At 38.8% G+C, this 18,608-nt stretch carries 13 protein-coding genes; 3 read left to right on the plus strand and 10 right to left on the minus strand.

Going from position 1 to position 18,608, the window contains the following annotated elements; all coding sequences use genetic code 11:
- Positions 1 to 10: 10 nt before the first annotated feature.
- The 9 genes from LMOATCC19117_RS08810 to LMOATCC19117_RS08850 all read right to left on the minus strand — a co-directional run bounded on the left by LMOATCC19117_RS08810 (position 11) and on the right by LMOATCC19117_RS08850 (position 13,606).
- Positions 11 to 2,689 (minus strand): sigma 54-interacting transcriptional regulator, encoded by a 2,679-nt coding sequence (locus tag LMOATCC19117_RS08810; RefSeq protein WP_003728244.1) that lies wholly within the window; start codon positions 2,687 to 2,689, stop codon positions 11 to 13.
- A gap of 133 nt (positions 2,690 to 2,822) precedes the next feature.
- The gene (locus LMOATCC19117_RS08815) at positions 2,823 to 4,151 is read right to left on the minus strand and encodes a DEAD/DEAH box helicase (RefSeq protein WP_003734653.1); all 1,329 of its coding nucleotides are present in this window, start codon (positions 4,149 to 4,151) and stop codon (positions 2,823 to 2,825) included.
- Between the two features lie 42 nt (positions 4,152 to 4,193).
- Complete coding sequence (locus tag LMOATCC19117_RS08820) at positions 4,194 to 4,967, minus strand: hypothetical protein (protein WP_003734652.1); 774 nt, start codon at positions 4,965 to 4,967, stop codon at positions 4,194 to 4,196.
- Positions 4,960 to 5,640, minus strand: coding sequence for an ABC transporter ATP-binding protein (locus tag LMOATCC19117_RS08825; RefSeq protein WP_003734651.1), 681 nt, complete (start codon positions 5,638 to 5,640; stop codon positions 4,960 to 4,962). The genes LMOATCC19117_RS08820 and LMOATCC19117_RS08825 overlap by 8 nt, the downstream gene beginning before the upstream one ends.
- Positions 5,633 to 6,001: a GntR family transcriptional regulator gene (locus LMOATCC19117_RS08830; protein WP_003734650.1), complete on the minus strand. Its 369-nt coding sequence runs from the start codon at positions 5,999 to 6,001 to the stop codon at positions 5,633 to 5,635. Before LMOATCC19117_RS08830 ends, LMOATCC19117_RS08825 begins: the two co-directional genes overlap by 8 nt.
- A gap of 120 nt (positions 6,002 to 6,121) precedes the next feature.
- On the minus strand, positions 6,122 to 7,105 hold the full coding sequence (locus tag LMOATCC19117_RS08835) for a Gfo/Idh/MocA family protein (protein WP_003726707.1): 984 nt from the start codon (positions 7,103 to 7,105) through the stop codon (positions 6,122 to 6,124).
- Between the two features lie 59 nt (positions 7,106 to 7,164).
- On the minus strand, positions 7,165 to 8,130 hold the full coding sequence (locus LMOATCC19117_RS08840; RefSeq protein WP_003726708.1) for a LacI family DNA-binding transcriptional regulator: 966 nt from the start codon (positions 8,128 to 8,130) through the stop codon (positions 7,165 to 7,167).
- Positions 8,131 to 8,177: 47 nt separating this feature from the next.
- A complete protein-coding gene (locus LMOATCC19117_RS08845) occupies positions 8,178 to 11,438 on the minus strand; it encodes a 1,2-beta-oligoglucan phosphorylase (protein ID WP_003740589.1) in 3,261 nt (1,086 codons plus the stop codon).
- Positions 11,435 to 13,606, minus strand: coding sequence for a glycoside hydrolase family 3 N-terminal domain-containing protein (locus tag LMOATCC19117_RS08850; protein ID WP_003734648.1), 2,172 nt, complete (start codon positions 13,604 to 13,606; stop codon positions 11,435 to 11,437). Before LMOATCC19117_RS08850 ends, LMOATCC19117_RS08845 begins: the two co-directional genes overlap by 4 nt.
- A gap of 428 nt (positions 13,607 to 14,034) precedes the next feature.
- On the opposite strand from LMOATCC19117_RS08850, the gene LMOATCC19117_RS08855 reads away from it, so the two are divergent.
- The 3 genes from LMOATCC19117_RS08855 to LMOATCC19117_RS08865 are packed head-to-tail and all read left to right on the plus strand — an operon-like array spanning position 14,035 to position 17,081.
- Positions 14,035 to 15,279 carry a sugar ABC transporter substrate-binding protein gene (locus LMOATCC19117_RS08855; RefSeq protein ID WP_003725511.1) on the plus strand — a complete coding sequence of 415 codons (1,245 nt, stop codon included), beginning with the start codon at positions 14,035 to 14,037 and terminating at the stop codon, positions 15,277 to 15,279.
- Between the two features lie 60 nt (positions 15,280 to 15,339).
- Positions 15,340 to 16,233 carry a carbohydrate ABC transporter permease gene (locus LMOATCC19117_RS08860; protein WP_003725512.1) on the plus strand — a complete coding sequence of 298 codons (894 nt, stop codon included), beginning with the start codon at positions 15,340 to 15,342 and terminating at the stop codon, positions 16,231 to 16,233.
- A 17-nt stretch (positions 16,234 to 16,250) separates the two neighbouring features.
- The gene (locus LMOATCC19117_RS08865) at positions 16,251 to 17,081 is read left to right on the plus strand and encodes a carbohydrate ABC transporter permease (RefSeq protein WP_003722209.1); all 831 of its coding nucleotides are present in this window, start codon (positions 16,251 to 16,253) and stop codon (positions 17,079 to 17,081) included.
- Positions 17,082 to 17,125: 44 nt separating this feature from the next.
- Here the strand turns inward: LMOATCC19117_RS08865 and LMOATCC19117_RS08870 are convergent, their stop codons facing one another.
- On the minus strand, positions 17,126 to 18,595 hold the full coding sequence (locus tag LMOATCC19117_RS08870; protein ID WP_003734646.1) for a glutamate synthase subunit beta: 1,470 nt from the start codon (positions 18,593 to 18,595) through the stop codon (positions 17,126 to 17,128).
- Between the last annotated feature and the right edge of the window lie 13 nt (positions 18,596 to 18,608).

Below are 18,608 nucleotides of genomic sequence, written 5' to 3' on the forward strand. Positions count from 1 at the left end.
TTCCTTTTTCTTAATTTTCTTCCACCTGGTTTGAGAGCATCATCTGTGTTAAATATGCGATTTCTGATTGCGGTATTACGATATCATACTCAATTTCTACGTTTTCCATCATTTGTTGTGTAATTTGCATTTCCACCATATGATTTTTGGCAAATTCATTTAAATCTGGGAATTCCCGGTCGACAGCGCCTAATTTCACGCGTTCGATGAGGAAAGCTAAGTGTAGAATCATACCAATGTCCACACCTGACTCAAGTATAACATTAAGTTGCAATTGCAATTCTGAAATTACTTTTCGTAAAAAGTAAACCAGTTGTTCAGCAGAGCTTACTGCTTGTAAATTTCCTTCTAATGAAGCGATTAATTTTTCGTAAGGTACTTCATCATTTAATATTCTAGAAACAATCCCTAACCCACCTTCTGATAGAACTTCCAGTGCGCTAAAGAATGGGATATCGCGATATTCAAAGGCTACTGATCCCATGATGGCTAGAATATTATATTCTTCCATGAGTTGATCGATTCGCTCCCGAAAAGCTTCTTTATGCAAGAATTGTAATACAATAATTTCAATTTTTGTTTCATCAATAATTGGTGCTACGACTTTACGCAACTGTTCGGCTACTCCTTCTCCAGTAAAACAAGTGAAGATAACCGCATTTTTCACAGGTTTAGCGCGTAAGACATGTGCTTTATATTTATTTTCAAATAATTGCTCACAGCTTTGATAAATATCTTCTAAACCACGACCAAGTGAAGCTTTCCGCATCGCTTCCAGTACAACTGGTGTACTTACCATCGTAACGGTTTTTGTACGGATTCCCAGTTCTTCGGTCAGCATGTTGCCGAAAGAAGTGAGGGAACCCATATCAGAAAGGATTAGAACGCCTTTGACAGGATTTAACTTAATGACCGTTTGTTTTAATTTTTCATACATCGCTTTTACTTCAACAGTGAGCGGCATATCAAGAGCAATCCCGCTTTCAATGCTCAGTAATTCCTGTACCGTCTCCACCATACTCGTAGCAGTTGAACGGCCATGCATCATCACAATAACTTCGACTTGATTTTCTTGAGAAAGTGACGTATCTACTACTTCCTCTGTCAGGAACATCGTTAAAAACCCAATTTCGTCAAAAGGAATTTCAATGCTTAATTCTTGTTCAATCAGTGCGGATAAATCAATAGCTACTTGGAACTCTTTTGGATATTTTTTGCGAATATTATTTAAATCAGGATGAATGATATGCTTTTGTTCCCGTACTCGTTCGATGGTACTTTGTAAATGTAAAGAAAAAGCAAATTTCATTTTTTCGTTGTATTTGCGATTTAGTTTTTCTTCTGCCATGGCATATACTTTTTCTGTTAATTCCCAAACAGCAGGCGCAATAATTTCTTTGGCAGTTTGGTGGGTTGGTAACTGGACCATGTAGTTGTGGAAATATTGATCTACATCAACATAAAGTGCTTCTTCTAACTCGCTTTGGTCCTTCCCTTCTTTCATTAATTGATCTGCTTTTTCTTGGATGGCATGGTAAACATCATGAACATCTTCTGTTTCAACAAATTCATCACTCGTATCAACAAATTTAAAAATGGCTTTGTTCACGTCAATCAAACGATTTAATTTTTCTGGTTCGTCTTTTAAGTGGAGTAAACCTTTTTGAACGTGGATAGGCAAGTCATCTTGTTCGATTAATATATAATTAGCCGTTTTGGTTTTATAATGTAAAAATGCTTTGGCACAGGCTAGTTTTAAGTCTCTTTGCAATTGACCGACGTTAGCACTTGCATGATAAAGTAAAAAAGCAATCAGCGCTTTTCTGTGTACACGTATGGATTGGTGAAGTCTTGTAGCTTCTTGGTTCAAGAAAAACTCCACTAATTGATAACGCTCTTCCAGATTTCTTTCTGCAAGGGATGGTAAGGTAATTGTCATCGGAATACGTCTTGTGAATGTTTCTAATAAAAAATTATCTGGTGATTCTGTTGTCGCTCCAATAATTTGGACTTGTGCATGGTGGACATTCGCGCTTTCACCTAGTGGACGAAATTCCCCTTTATCAATAAAAGTAAAGAGCATTTCTTGACCTTCTGGAGGCAAGCGGTGGATTTCATCAAGGAATAAAATCCCGCCATCTGCTTTTTTTAGCAAACCTTCGCGCGTTTCTTCTGCCCCTGTATATGCTCCTTTAATTACCCCAAAAATGTGACCAAATAAAAGTTGTGGATTTTGTGCATAGTCGGCACAGTTAAACGAAACAAACGGCGCATCGGCCGGGATAGTTTCCGATTCTTTCGCAAATTGATACATACATTCAGCAAAGAGTGATTTCCCTGTACCCGTCCGTCCTAGAATTAAGCTGTGCAGCCCGTTTGGCGGGTATAGAATGGCGGCTTTGGCTTGTTGAATACTTACTTTTAAACTATCTTCTGAACCTATCAATCTTCCAAAAGCAGACTCTTGTATATTTCCCGCATGTTGGCTAGCTCTTTCCGCTTTTTTAATGGCTTGATAAAATACCGGTTTCCCAGGAAGTTTGTCTATTCTTTTCTCTTTAAAAAGATCATTTAGATAACGACTAGCGTTTGCTCTGTCCATTTGAAGCAATTCTGCGACATCTGCAGCAGATACTTTTTCTTCTTTTTCGTTTAGAAGTTGGAGGACTTCTTCTTTTCTACTAGACATCTACTCTACTCCTTTTTGAAACTCTATGTTTCCATTATACCTTTTTAAACAGCATCCTCGCAACGATAAAAATTAACTAAAAAAAGCGCGAATGCTTTCCTATCTATCAAGAGAGAAAAACATTCAACGCATCTTAAGATCTTTTGAAATTAGTTGGTTTTTTGTTAAATTTATTTGGTTTATTATTACGTGTCGGTTTAGACGCGTTAGTTGGTTTATCTTTACGTTTTCCAGCAGTTTCCGTTGGTTTGTCTTTACGGAATGGTTTCTTCACGTCATCTTTTTTACCTTTTTGAACTTTTTTTGGTGGTCTAGATGCTTTTTTGGCAATTTTGTTTTCTGGAACAGCGCCGTCAAGAAGCTTCCCTTGATAAAAGCGAACCTGCTTCCCTTTTAAGTTGTGGATAGTTAAATATTGTTTTAATGTTCTTATTTCACGTGGGTTAGCGAAAGTAATAACCGTACCTGATTTACCCATTCGTCCAGTCCGTCCAGAACGGTGCGTGTACTCTTTTTCACTTGCTGCTAAGTCATAGTGAATCACGTAAGGTAAATCTTCTATGTCTAGCCCACGAGCCGCTACATCTGTCACGATTAAATAAGTCAACGTGCCTTTTTTAAAGTCGTCCAGATATTTTTTGCGTTTTTCTTTGCGAATTTCGCCGTGAATTCCAGCTGCTTTTACTTTATCGTAATGAAGTTTTTCTAGCAAAATTTCCATTCGTGGTTTGTCTTTTACGAAAACTAAGCCGCGCATGTCTTTAATATGCGAAATACGGCGCAGTAAAGTAGCTTTATCACGTGATTCCACATCCATGTATAGGTGTTCCACATTCGTTAATTCTTCTGGTTTTGCTGTTACCTCTAGCATTACTGGTGTGTTTTCTGTTTGTGCAAAAAACATGTCCGGATTTTCTAATTTTGTCGCAGATACAAGTGTCAATTGGCGATCGCGAACAGCACTTTCAACAATCTCAAGTGTGCTTTTAAAATTTTCTTGGCGAAGTAATTGGTCGCATTCGTCCAACGTAATCGTTTTAATTTCATGCATTTTAATTTTCTTTTGTTTGATTAGTTCAAGTGCACGCCCTGGAGAGGCTACGATAATTTGTGGTTTTTTCTTTAATTTTTCGATTTGGCGTTTGACATTGGCTCCTCCGATTAAAGAGATTACTGTGAGTTCATCACTTGGCAACCACGAACGAATTACTTCCGTGATTTGCATAACTAATTCATGTGATGGCGCTAAAACAAGCCATTGTGTTTTTGGAATTGCCTCTATTTTTTCAAGGGTTGGCAGTGCATAAGCCACCGTTTTCCCCGTTCCAGTTGGTGATACTGCAAGTACATCTGCACCGTCTTTGATTGGTTGGTACATTGCGCTTTGAATTTCTGTTGGCGTTTCATAACCATGTTCTTGCCATTTTTCCGCCCAAAAGCTTGGGATATTTGATTCTGTCATGACCCGACTCCTTTATTAGTTCTTCTCTGTATCATACCATGCTTACTGCAAGTCTGCACTTTTATTTAGAATTTTTGTTGCTAGAAAAAAGTAAACAAGAGCCATCAAAAGATTAAAACCCATCTGGATAAAATTAAAATGAACACTTGAAAAAAGGGAATAATAAAAATGGATTTCTGAGCTACTTTTAGATAAAAAATTTGTTCCGATGGATACTTGAATTGCATTAATTAGTACAAAGTAGATTAATGCGCCAATAAAACCAACACGGAAACCATTGACTGGCACCATACTCAAAGCTGTTGCTAGAAAAAGGATACAGACGAAAGAAAAAGTATTAAGTCCTATCGCTAAAAAAGTGTCAAAAATGATAGTTAGTCCTACTGAAAAAGAAATCTCCGCGCCACCTATTATCGCCAAGCTAATTATAATCACAATAACCCCCGCCGTTAGAATAGCCGTTTCGATTAAGACGATGATTAATTTATTCAATAGTATTTTCCAAATAGGTGTTTCTGTTTGAAAAAACAAATAGCGGTTTTCGTCGTAAATTCCAGATCGAGCTGCTGCCATAAATAAAAGCAACCAAATAAGTAACCAACTGGCACCAACGAAGCCTATTAAAGCTATGAAAACACCATCGCCAGACCCGAATACAACTCCGTCTATGTCTGACTCCATCACAAGCGGCTCTAATAAGCCATTTCCTAATTTAGAAAAAAGTCCAATTAGTAAACAAATCAGCCAACCAACAAAAGTAGCAAAAAATATGTAACGATGTGCGTTCCATTCTAATTTCCAGTGTGCTTTAAGCATGCCCAAATACCTCCCGATAGTAATCCACCACTGATTTCCCATATTCTTCCCGAAGTGTTTCTGTGTCTATTTGTTCGATTATTTTACCCCGTTTCAAAAAGATAATTTCATCAAACATCATTTCCATATCTTGAATTAAGTGCGTTGTGACAACAAGTGTTGCATCTTCTTTAAGAAAAGTCGCGATGCTTTTAATTAGGTCATCACGTGAAATCAAATCAATTTCTGAAAATGGTTCATCCAGCAAATAAAGGTCTACATCTCGGCATAAAATAAGGGCCAACATTACTTTTGCAGCATTGCCCTTGGATAAATATTTGGTGTTTTCTTTTACGTTGATTCCAAATGTATGGATCATTTGTTTTGCTTTTTCATGGTCAAAATCCGGAAAAAAGCTACGATAAATTTGAAAATAGTCGCGGATAACCATATTAGGTAAAATATCTTCACTCGGTAAATAGGCTATTCTGCTGTGCTCAGCTAGGTTTATTGTCCCAGATGTTGGTTTAAGTAGACCTGAAATTGCATTTAACAAAGTTGTTTTTCCCGCGCCATTAGGACCAAGAAGCCCGATGATCTTGCCTTTTTGAAGAGATAAGTTAATATCATTTAACGGTTTTCTTTTTCGATATTTTTTCGTTAATCCCGTAATTGTAATCAGGTTTTCATTCATAGTTGCGGCTCCTTTTTATTAGTAATTCAATTGCTGCTTGGTCATCTAAACCGATGCTCCTCGCTTCTTCCAAAAAGCGTTCTGAAATTTCATCAGCTAACTCTTTTTTTAATTGGTCGAAAAGTGCTTTGTCGGAAGTGACGAATGATCCCATCCCTCGTTTTGCATAAATATAACCCGCTCGTTCTAATTCTTGATAAGCACGGCTAACGGTATTAGGATTTACTGCAAGCTTTACGCCCATTTCCCGAACAGAAGGCAACTTATCCTCCCCTTTCCATTCACCTGTAATCATTTGTTTTTTCATCCAGTCAGAGATTTGACTATAGATTGGTTTATCTGCATGAAAGGTCGGATTCATTATTACCTCCTTTTTAAACGAAACTAGTGTATTAAGTAAATAGTACACTTGGATTTCATTTATTGTCAAGCACAAAAAAACTAGGAATCAGCATGGTAGCCTTTTCCTAGCTCTTCAAAATTATTTTTCTGCGTCAAACCAAATGTCATTTTGGTGACGAAGTTCGTTGGAGACACGTAATACTTTCAAGCTTAGGTCTGCTAAGTATTCATATGTATCTCGGTCGCTTTGTTCGATAATTCTAGCAAACTCTGCTGCTTCAAATTGCATATCATTGGCTACAACTGGACCAGCAAGCTCTGTTTCTTCTTTTGTTGCGTTGTCGTAAAAAGTAATCTTTTCAATTCCAGTAAGTGGATCGACAATTAGTGTTCCTTTTTGACCATAAATTTCGCTTGGCAGGAAGGACTGTGAGTTTTTCCCTTGAATGATAGTAATATTGAATGTTGGGTATTCGAGAATTATTGGTCCAAGTCCGTCTACACCAGTTGGTAATTTAGTGGCAAAATAAGTTGCTTTTATGGGTTCACCGAATAGTGTAATCGCTGAATATAATGGATAGACACCTAAGTCAACGATGGATCCGCCAGAAAATTTCAAGGAGAAGATGTTTGGTTCTTCACCGTTTAAAACTTGATCGTATCTGGAAGAATACTTCATATACGCTAGTGTTGCACCGTGAATAGTACCTACTTTTTCGATGTTTTCTTGTAGGCGTTTGAAGTTTGGCTCTTGAATGTGGCGCGCTGCTTCAAATAAAAAGACATTGTTTTCGCGAGCAATTTGATGCGCATGCTCTAATTCGGCTACGGTAGAAAAAATCGGTTTTTCTACGATAACATGTTTTTTATTTTTCAGTAAGCTAACCGCATGTTGATAATGGAGCGCATTAGGAGAAGCAATGTAGACCGCATCAAGTGCATCTGATTTGCCCATTTCTTCTATATCCGTGAAATAAGTCAAGTCCCCATATTTTTCTCCAAATGCGCGTGCTTTTTCTTCTGTGCGCGAATATACCGCAGTAAGATTCCATTCACCTGAATTAATAGCACCTTCAATAAAAGAATCCGTAATCCAGTTCGTTCCCATAATTCCAAGTTTCATTAGCCAACAGCTCCCTTCATTTTATCTTAAGTATACCTTAAAATAAGGAAAAAAGCGTACTAATTGTTTGAAACAGATGGCCCACTGATTCTAGTAGTATAGATTATTTCGTTTTCAGCTTTTCCACCTTCAAGGAGTTCCACTAGTTTATCTGCGGCAACTGCGCCCCATTTGTACTTCGAGTATTCGATAGTAGCAAGACGTGGAACCAAATACTCACTTATATCCGTATTATCAAAGCCAATAATTCGTACGTCTTTGCCGATTTCCAAATCTGTCCCTGCAAAATAACGATACATCCCAATAGCCATGTTATCATTTAGGGCAAATACAGAAACAGGCGCCTTCCAGTTTTCCGTGATAATGGCTGCTGCTTTTTCGCCACTTTCTTCGGAAAAGTCTCCTTCAATAATATGCACCTTTTTGTCACCTGACCGAGCGAGTTCTTGTTTCGCGGTTTCGAGCCTGACTCTTGCATCATAAGAATCTTCTGGACCGGTAATGACATAGAAATCACCTTTAAAATTAGTAGATAAATAATCAATTGCTAGCGTTGCGCCGCCTTTATTATCTAGAAGGACTTGGCTCACGTTCTCATGGGTGAGTTCGCGGTCAAGCACCACTAATTTATGACCACGATTAGCATAATTAATGATTTCGCTAGACGGGAAATTCGCATCTAAAATAATAGCGCCATCAATCATTTTCTCGGGTAAAAATCGGTGTGTTTTCGTGCCACTGCAAGCGATGAGTTCATATCCATGTTTATATAGCGTTTGCGTTAAACCTTCCAGTAAAGTCCCGTAAAAAATCCCGCCGTAATTCGTTAAATAGACGCCGATAATTTTTGTTTCTCTTGTTTTTAACGTTCGTGCTGCCATATTGGGAATATAATTCAATTCATTTGCGATGGTCATAATTCGTTTTCGCGTTTTTTCGGTCACTTTCGGGCTGCCATTAAGCGCGTAGGATACTGTTGAAATGGAAACCCCTGCCTTTTTCGCGATATCTTTAATTCCTACCACGTGAATCGCATCCTTTTCTGTTTTCTTTTATTATACACAAAACAACCTTAGAGACGGTTATTTTTTGAAAATTTAATCGTGATTTGTGAACATTTTGTCGTTAAATTCTTTTTCGGTAAAACGAGTGCGCCAGTTCGGTACAAATTCGCTTCATTTTCAACTGGTTGTTTTTCACCATTCACGACAATAGAACCCTCATCCGCACTTTCGAAAGTAAGATCAAGCGGATAATTATCTAGTTCAATATGACATTCTAATCCATCTAATTCTTCAGGTAAAATTGGATCAAAAATAAGCGCATCTTCCGTTTGGCGAATACCAAGAACAGAACTTATTAATTGATGTAAATAGATTCCTGGGCCACTAGAATAAATCCGCCAGCCGCCTTTCACAGGAATACTACCTTCTTTTACACGACTAAACTCATTTTGCGCCTGATAGCGATCTAAAAACGCTGCATCAGAACTACTGAAATAAGTATTACTTTGACGAAGTGCCGCATTTGGGACAACTTCTTTTATGTTGATTGGATTAATAACATCCAGCATATGCCAAGCGGATTTATCGCCAATTTTTGCTAAAGCTTCAATATAACGAATATGCGCGTGCACATATTGCAAACCGACTTCTCGACCAAAATTGGCTGCTTGCTCTGCCCGTTTAAAATGAGTACTTACACCACCAGCATAATGCGCTGGCTCACTCATTAATCTTACGCCATCAGGATGAAGTAGATGCTCACCAATAATTTCAAAATTGCGACTGGCTTGCTTTTTATCGACTAATTCAGAAATTACACTTCTCGTCAGTGGTATTAAGCGATATTTAATATTCGTATCTTTGTCTTCTGGGTGAATCATCCATACAGGTGCTTTTCCTTCTTCTAAATATAGGAAACCTGGAATAACATCAGTATCATTTGTCATATATTTCGCAAAGTCCGCTTGAACATTGTTTGCTAATGTTTCGTATTTCTCACCTACTGGCAAAAATGCAGCTAAACGTTTAAATGTTTGATATGTTAGCGCGACCGTCCAGCTGGACACCATGTTTTTCTTCAGCTGGGCATTAGCTGGTTGAAGTGTGTCATCCCAGTCACCATCGCCGTAATTAGAAAGAGCCGTTCCTTTCATAAAGCGGGCTTCAATCGTTTCTACTGCAAGTTCGATGTGTTCAAGAAGAGTTCCTTGCTCTTTCGTAAAGGTTTTCGATTCGCGATCAACAAAAGGAATAGCTTCTTCTAAAATCCCTGTATCCCCGCTCATTTCCATGTAATCACCAATAATTTTCAGAGGCCAAACAATAACATCGCCATGGCTTTCTTCTTGCTGAATCGATGTATATTTATCAAACATAAACCATTGTGGCCAATCCCCAGTATCTTGATATTGATGAGAAAAAATCGTCAACACTAGCTTACGTAAAACAGCTTTATTGCCTGTTGCAAGGAAAAATTCAAATGGACCTTGGCTCACATCACGCGTACCCCAGGCCGCCCCGCTGTACTGTTCTAACCCATGTGGTGAAGCATAGTGAACTAACATTTGGTGCGCGTACCAATAAACCGTTAAGTTCAGTTTCTCCGCTGTTGTACTTTGATGATTTAAATGGAACTGCGCAGTTAATTCGTCATAGCTAGCGCGAATTACTTTGTTATTTGCTTCTAAATCCTCCGTTGGTTCAGAAAATTCATCAGTGAGTTTTGCTTGAACGTGGAAAGTCGCTTTATCACTTGGTTCAAAAACAAACACATCCAAACCTGCTGTTCCCACATATTCTTTTGCAAAATAACGTTCGTCAGTCAGTTCGTTATAAGTTCCATCTACGCGGAATTGAAGCGCCGGATAGGTTTCTAAAATCGGCGAGTCTTCTGCAGGGAAATAAGTGACGATTCCTTCTTTAACTTCTTTTTTCACGGTAGTATCGTATTCATTTGTCCCCATAGTTACTTGATTTGTTAAGACTAATTTATATGAGCGACCTTTTTCCGAATGAACAGTGACGAATGCCTCTTTACTTTCAGCTGTTAATGTGGTTTTTACCGTAATTAGGTCGTCATTCCACTGATAATACCAAGTCGAGTAATTTGTACTAGTTTCCCAGACAGACGGCACACCGAGTAGTCGAAGTTCGGAATCTAATTCGATATAAATTCTTAATCCACTTGTTTGAAGAATATTAAGCGGATTACGCGCATGGCTATTCCATTTGTTCATATTCGTATTTCCAGCAACTAATTGTGATAAAAATGCCCCATACATGTACGTTGTTGCCGAAAGTGTCGCTTCTGGATTTAAAACATCCACTTTATCAAGCAAAATACTGCCATGCGGGCGTTCTAATTCTGCTTCTTTTTCACGCATCACAACATGGGCATAATTTGGTGTGAAAAAGGAAAGTAGATCGCCGTTTTGTTGCTCTTCTTGAATTCGGTCTGGGAAGTTCTCTTGAAGCCAGTTGTCAGAAATTGTTTCACCGATAATCGGTGTTCCTATGTGTTTGTTTAGTGTAGCTTTAGTACTTGTTTGGTAAGATTGCCCTGAAATATTACTTTTTAGTTCTGCTAAGTTTTCGATTGGTGCTCCAGATGCTTTTGGTTGATTTTCTGTTGCATACCCGTAAAAGCTTGTTTCACCGTGATTAGTAAATAGCTCTGTTTGTAAGGATATTTGAGCGAATTCATATTGGTAGACTCGGTTTGGCAATGATTTTTCCTTAAGGTTCGCTAGTTCGCTAGTCAGTTTATAATTTGTTCCATAAATATCAAAACCATCTGTTGCATACCCAACAATTTTCGTTAATGCTCCAATTTGAACTGCTGGGAAACGCTCACTTTGTGGTTGATTTTGGCGGGCTTGAACCGTGAAACCAGTCGCGCCTTCTGTCACATGATAATCAATATATTGCGACATATAAGCTTCATTTGTTCTCACTGCTGCTTGTTCTGCAAGCCCCAAGTCTTGTAAGTAAACAAAATCAAACTCAAGATCCCCATCCACTGAGACATCATAAAACCAACCGCGCGTATGAAAATGCATTTGCACACTATAACGAAACGGTCCAACTACACCGCGATACTCCACGCCATTTTCGTTAAAACCAACTTCCGCATCTCTGCTAAGTAGTGGATAAATTTCTATTTTATCTCCTAAATGCGCGCGTACATATATTTGCGACAAGCGGTTTTCTAATGGATTTTGAATCACTTGATTTAACATAATATCTTTCCATTTTAACCAAGCAAGCTCTCCGCTCGGATAAAATGCGGCTGATAAATCCGCTTTTTTAATTTCTTTTAACATTGTCACACATATCCACCCACTTCCACTTCAAAAACGTCTACATCTTCACTACTAGTCCCAACAAAAACTCGGTGAAGTCCCGGTTCCTGCACTTTTTCAAGCTGCTGGTTATAGAATGAAAATGCCTCGCTTGTTAATTCAAATCTAACTGTTTTTTCTTCGCCAGCTTGAAGCGCTACTTTTTCAAAAGCTTTTAATTCTTTGACTGGTCGTGAAATGCTCGCTGTCACATCTTGTAAATAAACTTGGATTACTTCTTTTCCAGCAATATCACTAATGTTTTTAATGGTTACTTCCACATGTAGTGATTCACCTAGATTTAGTTCTTTCGGAAGACTGCTTGTTTTTAACTCGAATTTGCTATAGCTTTTTCCGTAACCAAATGGATAAAATGGTTCATTTGGAATATCAAGATAATGCGACACATAGCGTTCGCCTTTATTTTCCGGTGTTTGTGGTCGTCCAGTGCGTAAATGATTATAATAAACCGGAATTTGACCAGTTGTTTGCGGGAATGACATGGATAATTTCCCCGAAGGATTACTTGCACCACTTAATAAATCTGCAGTGACACGGCCTGCTTCTGTCCCTGGGAACCATAATTCAAGAAGAGCATCACTAGATTCTGCTAACTCTTTCACTTCGAGCGGTCTACCATTAAATAATGTAATAACAACTGGTTTTCCTAATGTTTGGACGAATTTCGCTAATTCATATTGTGCTTCCGGCAAGCGTATAGTAGCAAGACTTCCTGCTTCCCCGCCCCATTCATTTTTTTCACCTAGGGCAAGCACGACAACATCCATGTTCTCTACTGCCGCTTTCACTGCCACTTTGTCTTCTTCCGACAATTCAGTGTACTCCGTTGAAACGACTTCGACCGTTTCAAATACTTCACGCAAACCTGTTTCAACATTGATGCCATCTTTTTCTTCACCGTATACATTCCAACCACCGAGAATATCAGGCGACGTTGCAAGTGGACCAACCAAGGCAATTTTTGCTTCTTTAGCCAGTGGAAGTAATCGGTTTTTATTTTCTAATAACACAGCAGATTCAATACCTGCTGCCCGAGCTTTCCCGCGGCTATCATCGGTTAAAATATCTTTTGTGCGGTCGTTATTTTTTAATCCGCGATAGGGATCTTCAAATAGCCCTAAATCATTTTTTAAAGTTAACATCCGAAGTACTGCTTCATCTAAAAGGCTTTCGGATAATTTGCCTTCTTCAATTAAACCTTTTAATTCATGGATATAACAAGTCGTCATCATTTCTAAATCAACGCCTGCTTCCATCGAAAACTGTGCGGCTTCTTTAGGATTTCTGGCTGTTCCGTGATTAATTACTTCGGCAACAGCGCCCCAGTCAGAAATAAGTACACCGTCAAAACCCATTTCGTCTCGTAGAACATCTCGGTTAAGCCATTTGTTCATTGTTGCCGGAATCCCGTCTACCACGTTAAAAGCAGTCATGACTAATTTAGCTCCAGCTTGTATTGCGGCATTATAAGCTGGTAAATAATTTTGATAAAGTTCGCGCGTAGACATATTAACTGTGTTGTATTCCAGCCCAGCCTCCGCAGCCCCGTATGCCGCAAAATGTTTGACACATGCCGCCATTTGCTCCAAGTTTTCATGTAGTTTACTCGCATCGCCTTGGTAACCATCTACCATTGCCTTTCCAAGTTCACTATTTAAAAATGGATCCTCACCAGTTGATTCCATCACACGTCCCCACCGAGGGTCCCGTACTAAATCAAGCATTGGTGAAAAAGTGACATGATGCCCATCTGCCGTTGCTTCGAGCGCCGAAACTTCTGCCATCACTCGAACAGTCTCCCGGTCAAAAGAACAACCAAGTGCAAGCGGAATAGGAAATACCGTTTTATACCCGTGTATGACATCCGCCATAAAAACAAGCGGAATTCCTAATCGATTCGTTTTTAAATAAGCTTCCTGAATACCAATCATATCAAGCGCCGAGCTTGATCCAAGCACCGAACCCGCATTTTCCGTATGCGCATCCGTCAATTTCATTTCTTGAAGAAGCGGCCCTGTTAGTTCTGCATTTTTGTTTGTACCTTTAAAAAGAAAAGGGGAAAGTTGAAGACATTGAGCGATTTTTTCATCTAACGTCATTTGATTGACTAAATCCTGTACTTTTTCTTGTTTCATAGGAACCTCCTGAACACTTTTTTCGAAACGTTTCTATTCAAATATAACAACAGTATAAGCGCTTTCTTTTCTTTAGTCAACCAAAAACGACATTCACATGGTGAAACGCTCCTTTTTTTCTTTTTCTTCTATACTATCTCGTTTTCGTAAAAGTTTATCCAGAAAAAATTTATATCCGCAAAACCATTGATATACAATGTTCAGACGCTATAAAGTAAAAATAAAATAGCAATTCACTTGAAACCGATTACATAATATACTATAATAACCTTGTCGAAACGTTTCTATGAAATATTGTGTATGTGAATTAATTTTCACAATTTGCTTCATCCCGTACGGCGCACTAGTTCCGTGCAACAGTTTTTATTCTTTAACAGCTTTTAGTTAATCAAGTTGCTTTGAAAAAAACAAAAAATGGAGGAAAAATCATGAAGAAAAAGATGTTTGTCGTTTTAGCTTTAGTGTTGTCGCTTAGTTTAGTATTAATGGCGTGTGGTGGGTCAAAGGATGATGCAAATTCCGGCGATTCTAAAGTATTAAATGTTTGGGCAATGGGTGATGAAGCCAAGTCACTAAAAGAACTCGCACAAAAATTCACGAAAGATACTGGCATTGAAGTTAAAGTTCAAGTTATTCCTTGGGCAAATGCACATGATAAATTACTTACAGCCGTTGCTTCTAAATCTGGCCCCGATGTAGTCCAAATGGGAACTACTTGGATGCCTGAATTTGTCGAAGCTGGCGCACTACTTGATATTACAAAAGATGTCGAAAAAAGCAAAAATATGAATTCTGATCTATTTTTCCCAGGTTCAGTAAAAACTACTCAATTTGACGGGAAAACTTACGGTGTTCCGTGGTATGCAGAAACTCGCGTATTATTCTACCGTACCGATTTACTGAAAAAAGTTGGTTATAATGAAGCTCCAAAAACATGGGATGAACTATCCGACGCTGCACTTAAACTTTCTAAACGTGGCAAAGATATGTACGGCTTTGCCATTGATCCAAACGAACAAACGACTGGTTTCATTTTCGGACGTCAAAACGGCTCCCCTCTTTTCGATAAAGATGGTCAACCAGTATTCAATAAAAAACCTTTCGTAGACACTGTTAGTTATTTAGATAGTTTCATTAAAAATGGTTCCGCTCCAGATACTGATCTTGGTTTAGATGCTTCTCAAAGCTTCGGCGGCGACGGTATTGTGCCAATGTTCATGAGTGGTCCTTGGATGGTTAATACACTGAAAGACACTGCCCCTGACATTGACGGAAAATGGGCTACTGCAGTATTACCTAAAAAAGAAAATAACGAATCAAGCCTTGGTGGCGCTAACCTTTCCATTTTCAAATATAGTGATAAGAAAGATGATGCTCTAAAATTCATGGACTACATGAGTCAACCTGATGTGCAATTATCTTGGTTAAAAGATACAAACTCCATGCCAGCTCGTATGGATGCTTGGGAAGATGATATGCTGAAAAATGACCCTTACTACAAAGTATTCGGCGAACAAATGAAAACAGCTGAACCAATGCCACTTATCCCACAATTTGAGGAAATCGCTCAATTATATGGAAAATCTTGGGAACAAATTTATCGTGGTGGTGCAGATGTACAAACACAAATGGATACTTTCAACGATCAAGTAGAAGCACTTCTTAAAAAATAACAAATAAAAAGGGCAAATGATTTATTCTGCCATTTGCCCTTTTAGAATGGACTGGATGTTATGAAACAATTTTTAAATAAAAATACACCCTATTTGTTTATATCGCCAGCACTGTTTTTACTTCTTCTGTTTTCCCTACTTCCGATTTTGCTTGCTTTTGTCATTAGTTTTACGGACATTGATTTAGTCGGGCTTGCCGATTACTCTAAAATTAACTTTGTTGGTGTGGACAATTACGTCAATATTATGCAAGACCCGGTATTTTTAAAATCTATTTTTAACACGCTTTTCTATGTAATTATTGGCGTTCCACTTGTTATCGTCTGCTCGCTTGGTATTGCGCTGATGATTAACTTCTCACAAGCGAAGATTTTCCAATTTTTCCGCTTAATCTTCTACACTCCTTCAATTACAAACGTTGTTGCTGTAGCTGTCGTTTGGAGTTACTTATATAATCCGCGCTTTGGTTTACTTAACTATTTGCTCTCGTTTTTAGACTTAGGACCAGTTCCATGGTTACAAGACCCTACTATTGCGAAATTATCACTGATTATCCTAGCTGTTTGGCGGGCAATCGGTGTAAATATGATTATTTTCTTAGCCGCACTACAAGGCATTCCACGTGAATATTATGAAGCAGCCTCCCTTGACGGAGCAAATAGCCGTCAACAATTATTTAAAATTACGGTTCCAATGCTTCGTTTCGCCATTTTCTTTGTAACAGTTACAACGATGATTGGTTGGTTGCAATTCTTCGAGGAGCCGTTCGTTATGACAGAAGGTGGACCACTTGATAGTACGAACTCTGTTGCCCTCTTTATCTATCAAAACGGTTTCCAATTAAGTAAATTTGGTTATGCCGCTGCTGGATCGTTCATCTTGTTTATCGCGATTATTATTATCACGATTATTCAATTCCGGATTCAGCGCAAAAATAATGATGGGGATATTTAAGAGAGGAGTGTTTATAAATGAATCAATATAGACAAAAATCGCGCGGCGCTCAAATTGCCGTAATTACAATTTTAACGGTTGGCGGATTCTTTATGATTTTACCGTTCATTTGGATGGTTCTCTCCTCTTTGAAAACGGATGCTGAAATTTTAAAAATCCCACCTACTATTTGGCCAGAAACTTTCACACTAGATAATTTCACCAAACTATTTACTGAAATGGACTTTGCTATTTACTTAAAAAATACGTTAATCATTGTGTTCTTCTCGTTTTTCGGTTTATTTTTAAATGCGATGGCGGGTTACGGCTTTGCTAAATTTAAATTTAAAGGGAAAAACAAGTTATTTTATCTTGTTCTTGCTACAATGATGATTCCAGGACAAGTAACAATGATTCCGGTTTACTTGCTGCTTAATGCGGCTGGATTAACGAATACGATGACAGGGATTGTGCTTCCAGGACTTGTTGGGGCATTCGGAATTTTCTTATTCCGTCAATTTATGTCCACCATATCCGATGATTTACTCGAAGCAGCAAGACTTGATGGCGCTAGTGAATTTTATATTTTCTGGCGGATAGTTATCCCTATTTCCCGCCCTGTGCTTGCGGTACAAGGTATTCTTACTTTCATCGCTGGTTGGAACTCGTTCTTATGGCCGTTAATCATTGCCAACGACGAAAAATTCTACACCCTATCAGTTGGCCTTCAATTATTAAAAGGTCAATATGGCAGCAACTACGCCTTACAAATGGCCGGAGCAACCTTCATGGTTATTCCAATTATCTTGATTTTCATGACATTCCAAAAGTACATTTTAAAAGGCTTCAACGTTTCTGGAATGAAATAATTAGTCAAAAAAGAGCTTACCCATTTAGGATAAGCTCTTTTTTATTATGGTAAAAATGTTTCACCCATCAAGTAAAAGTCTACTTCACGAGCTGCTTCTCGTCCTTCTGCAATCGCGGTTACAACTAAACTTTGACCGTGACGCGCATCTCCGCAAGCGAATACGCCCTCTTCGCTTGTGCGGTAAAATCCTTTAGCAGCATCTATCGTATGACGATCTGTTTTTCCTACACCAAAGTTTGTAAAAATATCTTCGGTTGTTCCTGCAAAACCAATCGCAATTAGAACCATATCTACTTCAAAGTATTTTTCGCTACCTTCTACAGGTGTATATTTTCTTTCTGCCTTATTTTCTTCTACTTCTACAGTATGCAGTCCAATAAGATTTCCTGCTTCATCTTTTTCAAAAGAAGTTGTATTAATAAGGTACTCACGTGGATCTCTTCCATACACTGCTTCCGCTTCTTCGTGCGCATAATCCATTTTGAAAACACGTGGATATTGCGGCCAAGGGTTTTCGCCATCACGCAATTCGGGTAGTTTATCTTGAATACCGAATTGATAAATACTTTTTGCCCCTTGTCTGAGCGCAGTTGCCACACAGTCAGCACCTGTATCTCCACCACCGATAATCACCACATTTTTACCTTTAGCAGAAAGTGTTTGTACCCCGCCGTTATCCAGATTATCACGCGTACTTTGCGATAAATACGGAACAGCGAAGTGAATCCCAGCTGCATCACGTCCGGCAAGTGGGATATCACGCGCATTCCCTGCTCCTGTCGCAAGAACGATAGAATCATACTCTTCGCGTAGTTCTGCAAAAGTAACATCTGTCCCTGCTGCAACACCTGTGACGAATTCGATTCCTTCTTCCGCCATCAAGTTCACTCGGCGCGTTACTTGTTCTTTCTCCAGTTTCATCGTTGGAATACCGTACATTAATAAGCCACCAATGCGATCACTTTTTTCAATGACCGTTACGCTATGGCCAGCTTTATTTAATTGATCGGCGCAGGCAAGTCCAGCCGGTCCTGACCCAATCACAGCAATTCGTTTACCGGTACGTTTTTTAGGAGGAGCCGGTTTAATCCAGCCTTCTTCAAAACCTCGGTCAATAATCGCTTTTTCGATGGATTTAATCCCTACAGCAGGTTCCGAAATTGCCACCGTACAGCCACCTTCACACGGTGCCGGACAAATACGACCAGTAAACTCTGGAAAATTATTTGTTTTTAAGAGTAGTTGTAAGGCTTCATACCAGTCACCCCGATAAACGGCATCGTTCCACTCGGGAATTAAATTATGCAGCGGACAGCCTGAAACACCATTTTTAATTTCCATTCCTACACTACAAAACGGTACGCCACAATCCATGCAACGAGCGGCTTGTAATGTTAAATCTGCTACCGGCATTGGTAAACTATATTCGTTCCAGTCACGTGTCCGGCTTTTCGGATCACGTCCTGGAGAGGGAATTCGGTCATATTCCATAAATCCAGTTGCTTTTCCCATGGTTTCACTCCTC

The sequence above is a fragment of the Listeria monocytogenes ATCC 19117 genome, from assembly GCF_000307025.1.
In the GTDB taxonomy this organism is placed as follows: Bacteria; Bacillota; Bacilli; order Lactobacillales; family Listeriaceae; genus Listeria; species Listeria monocytogenes_B.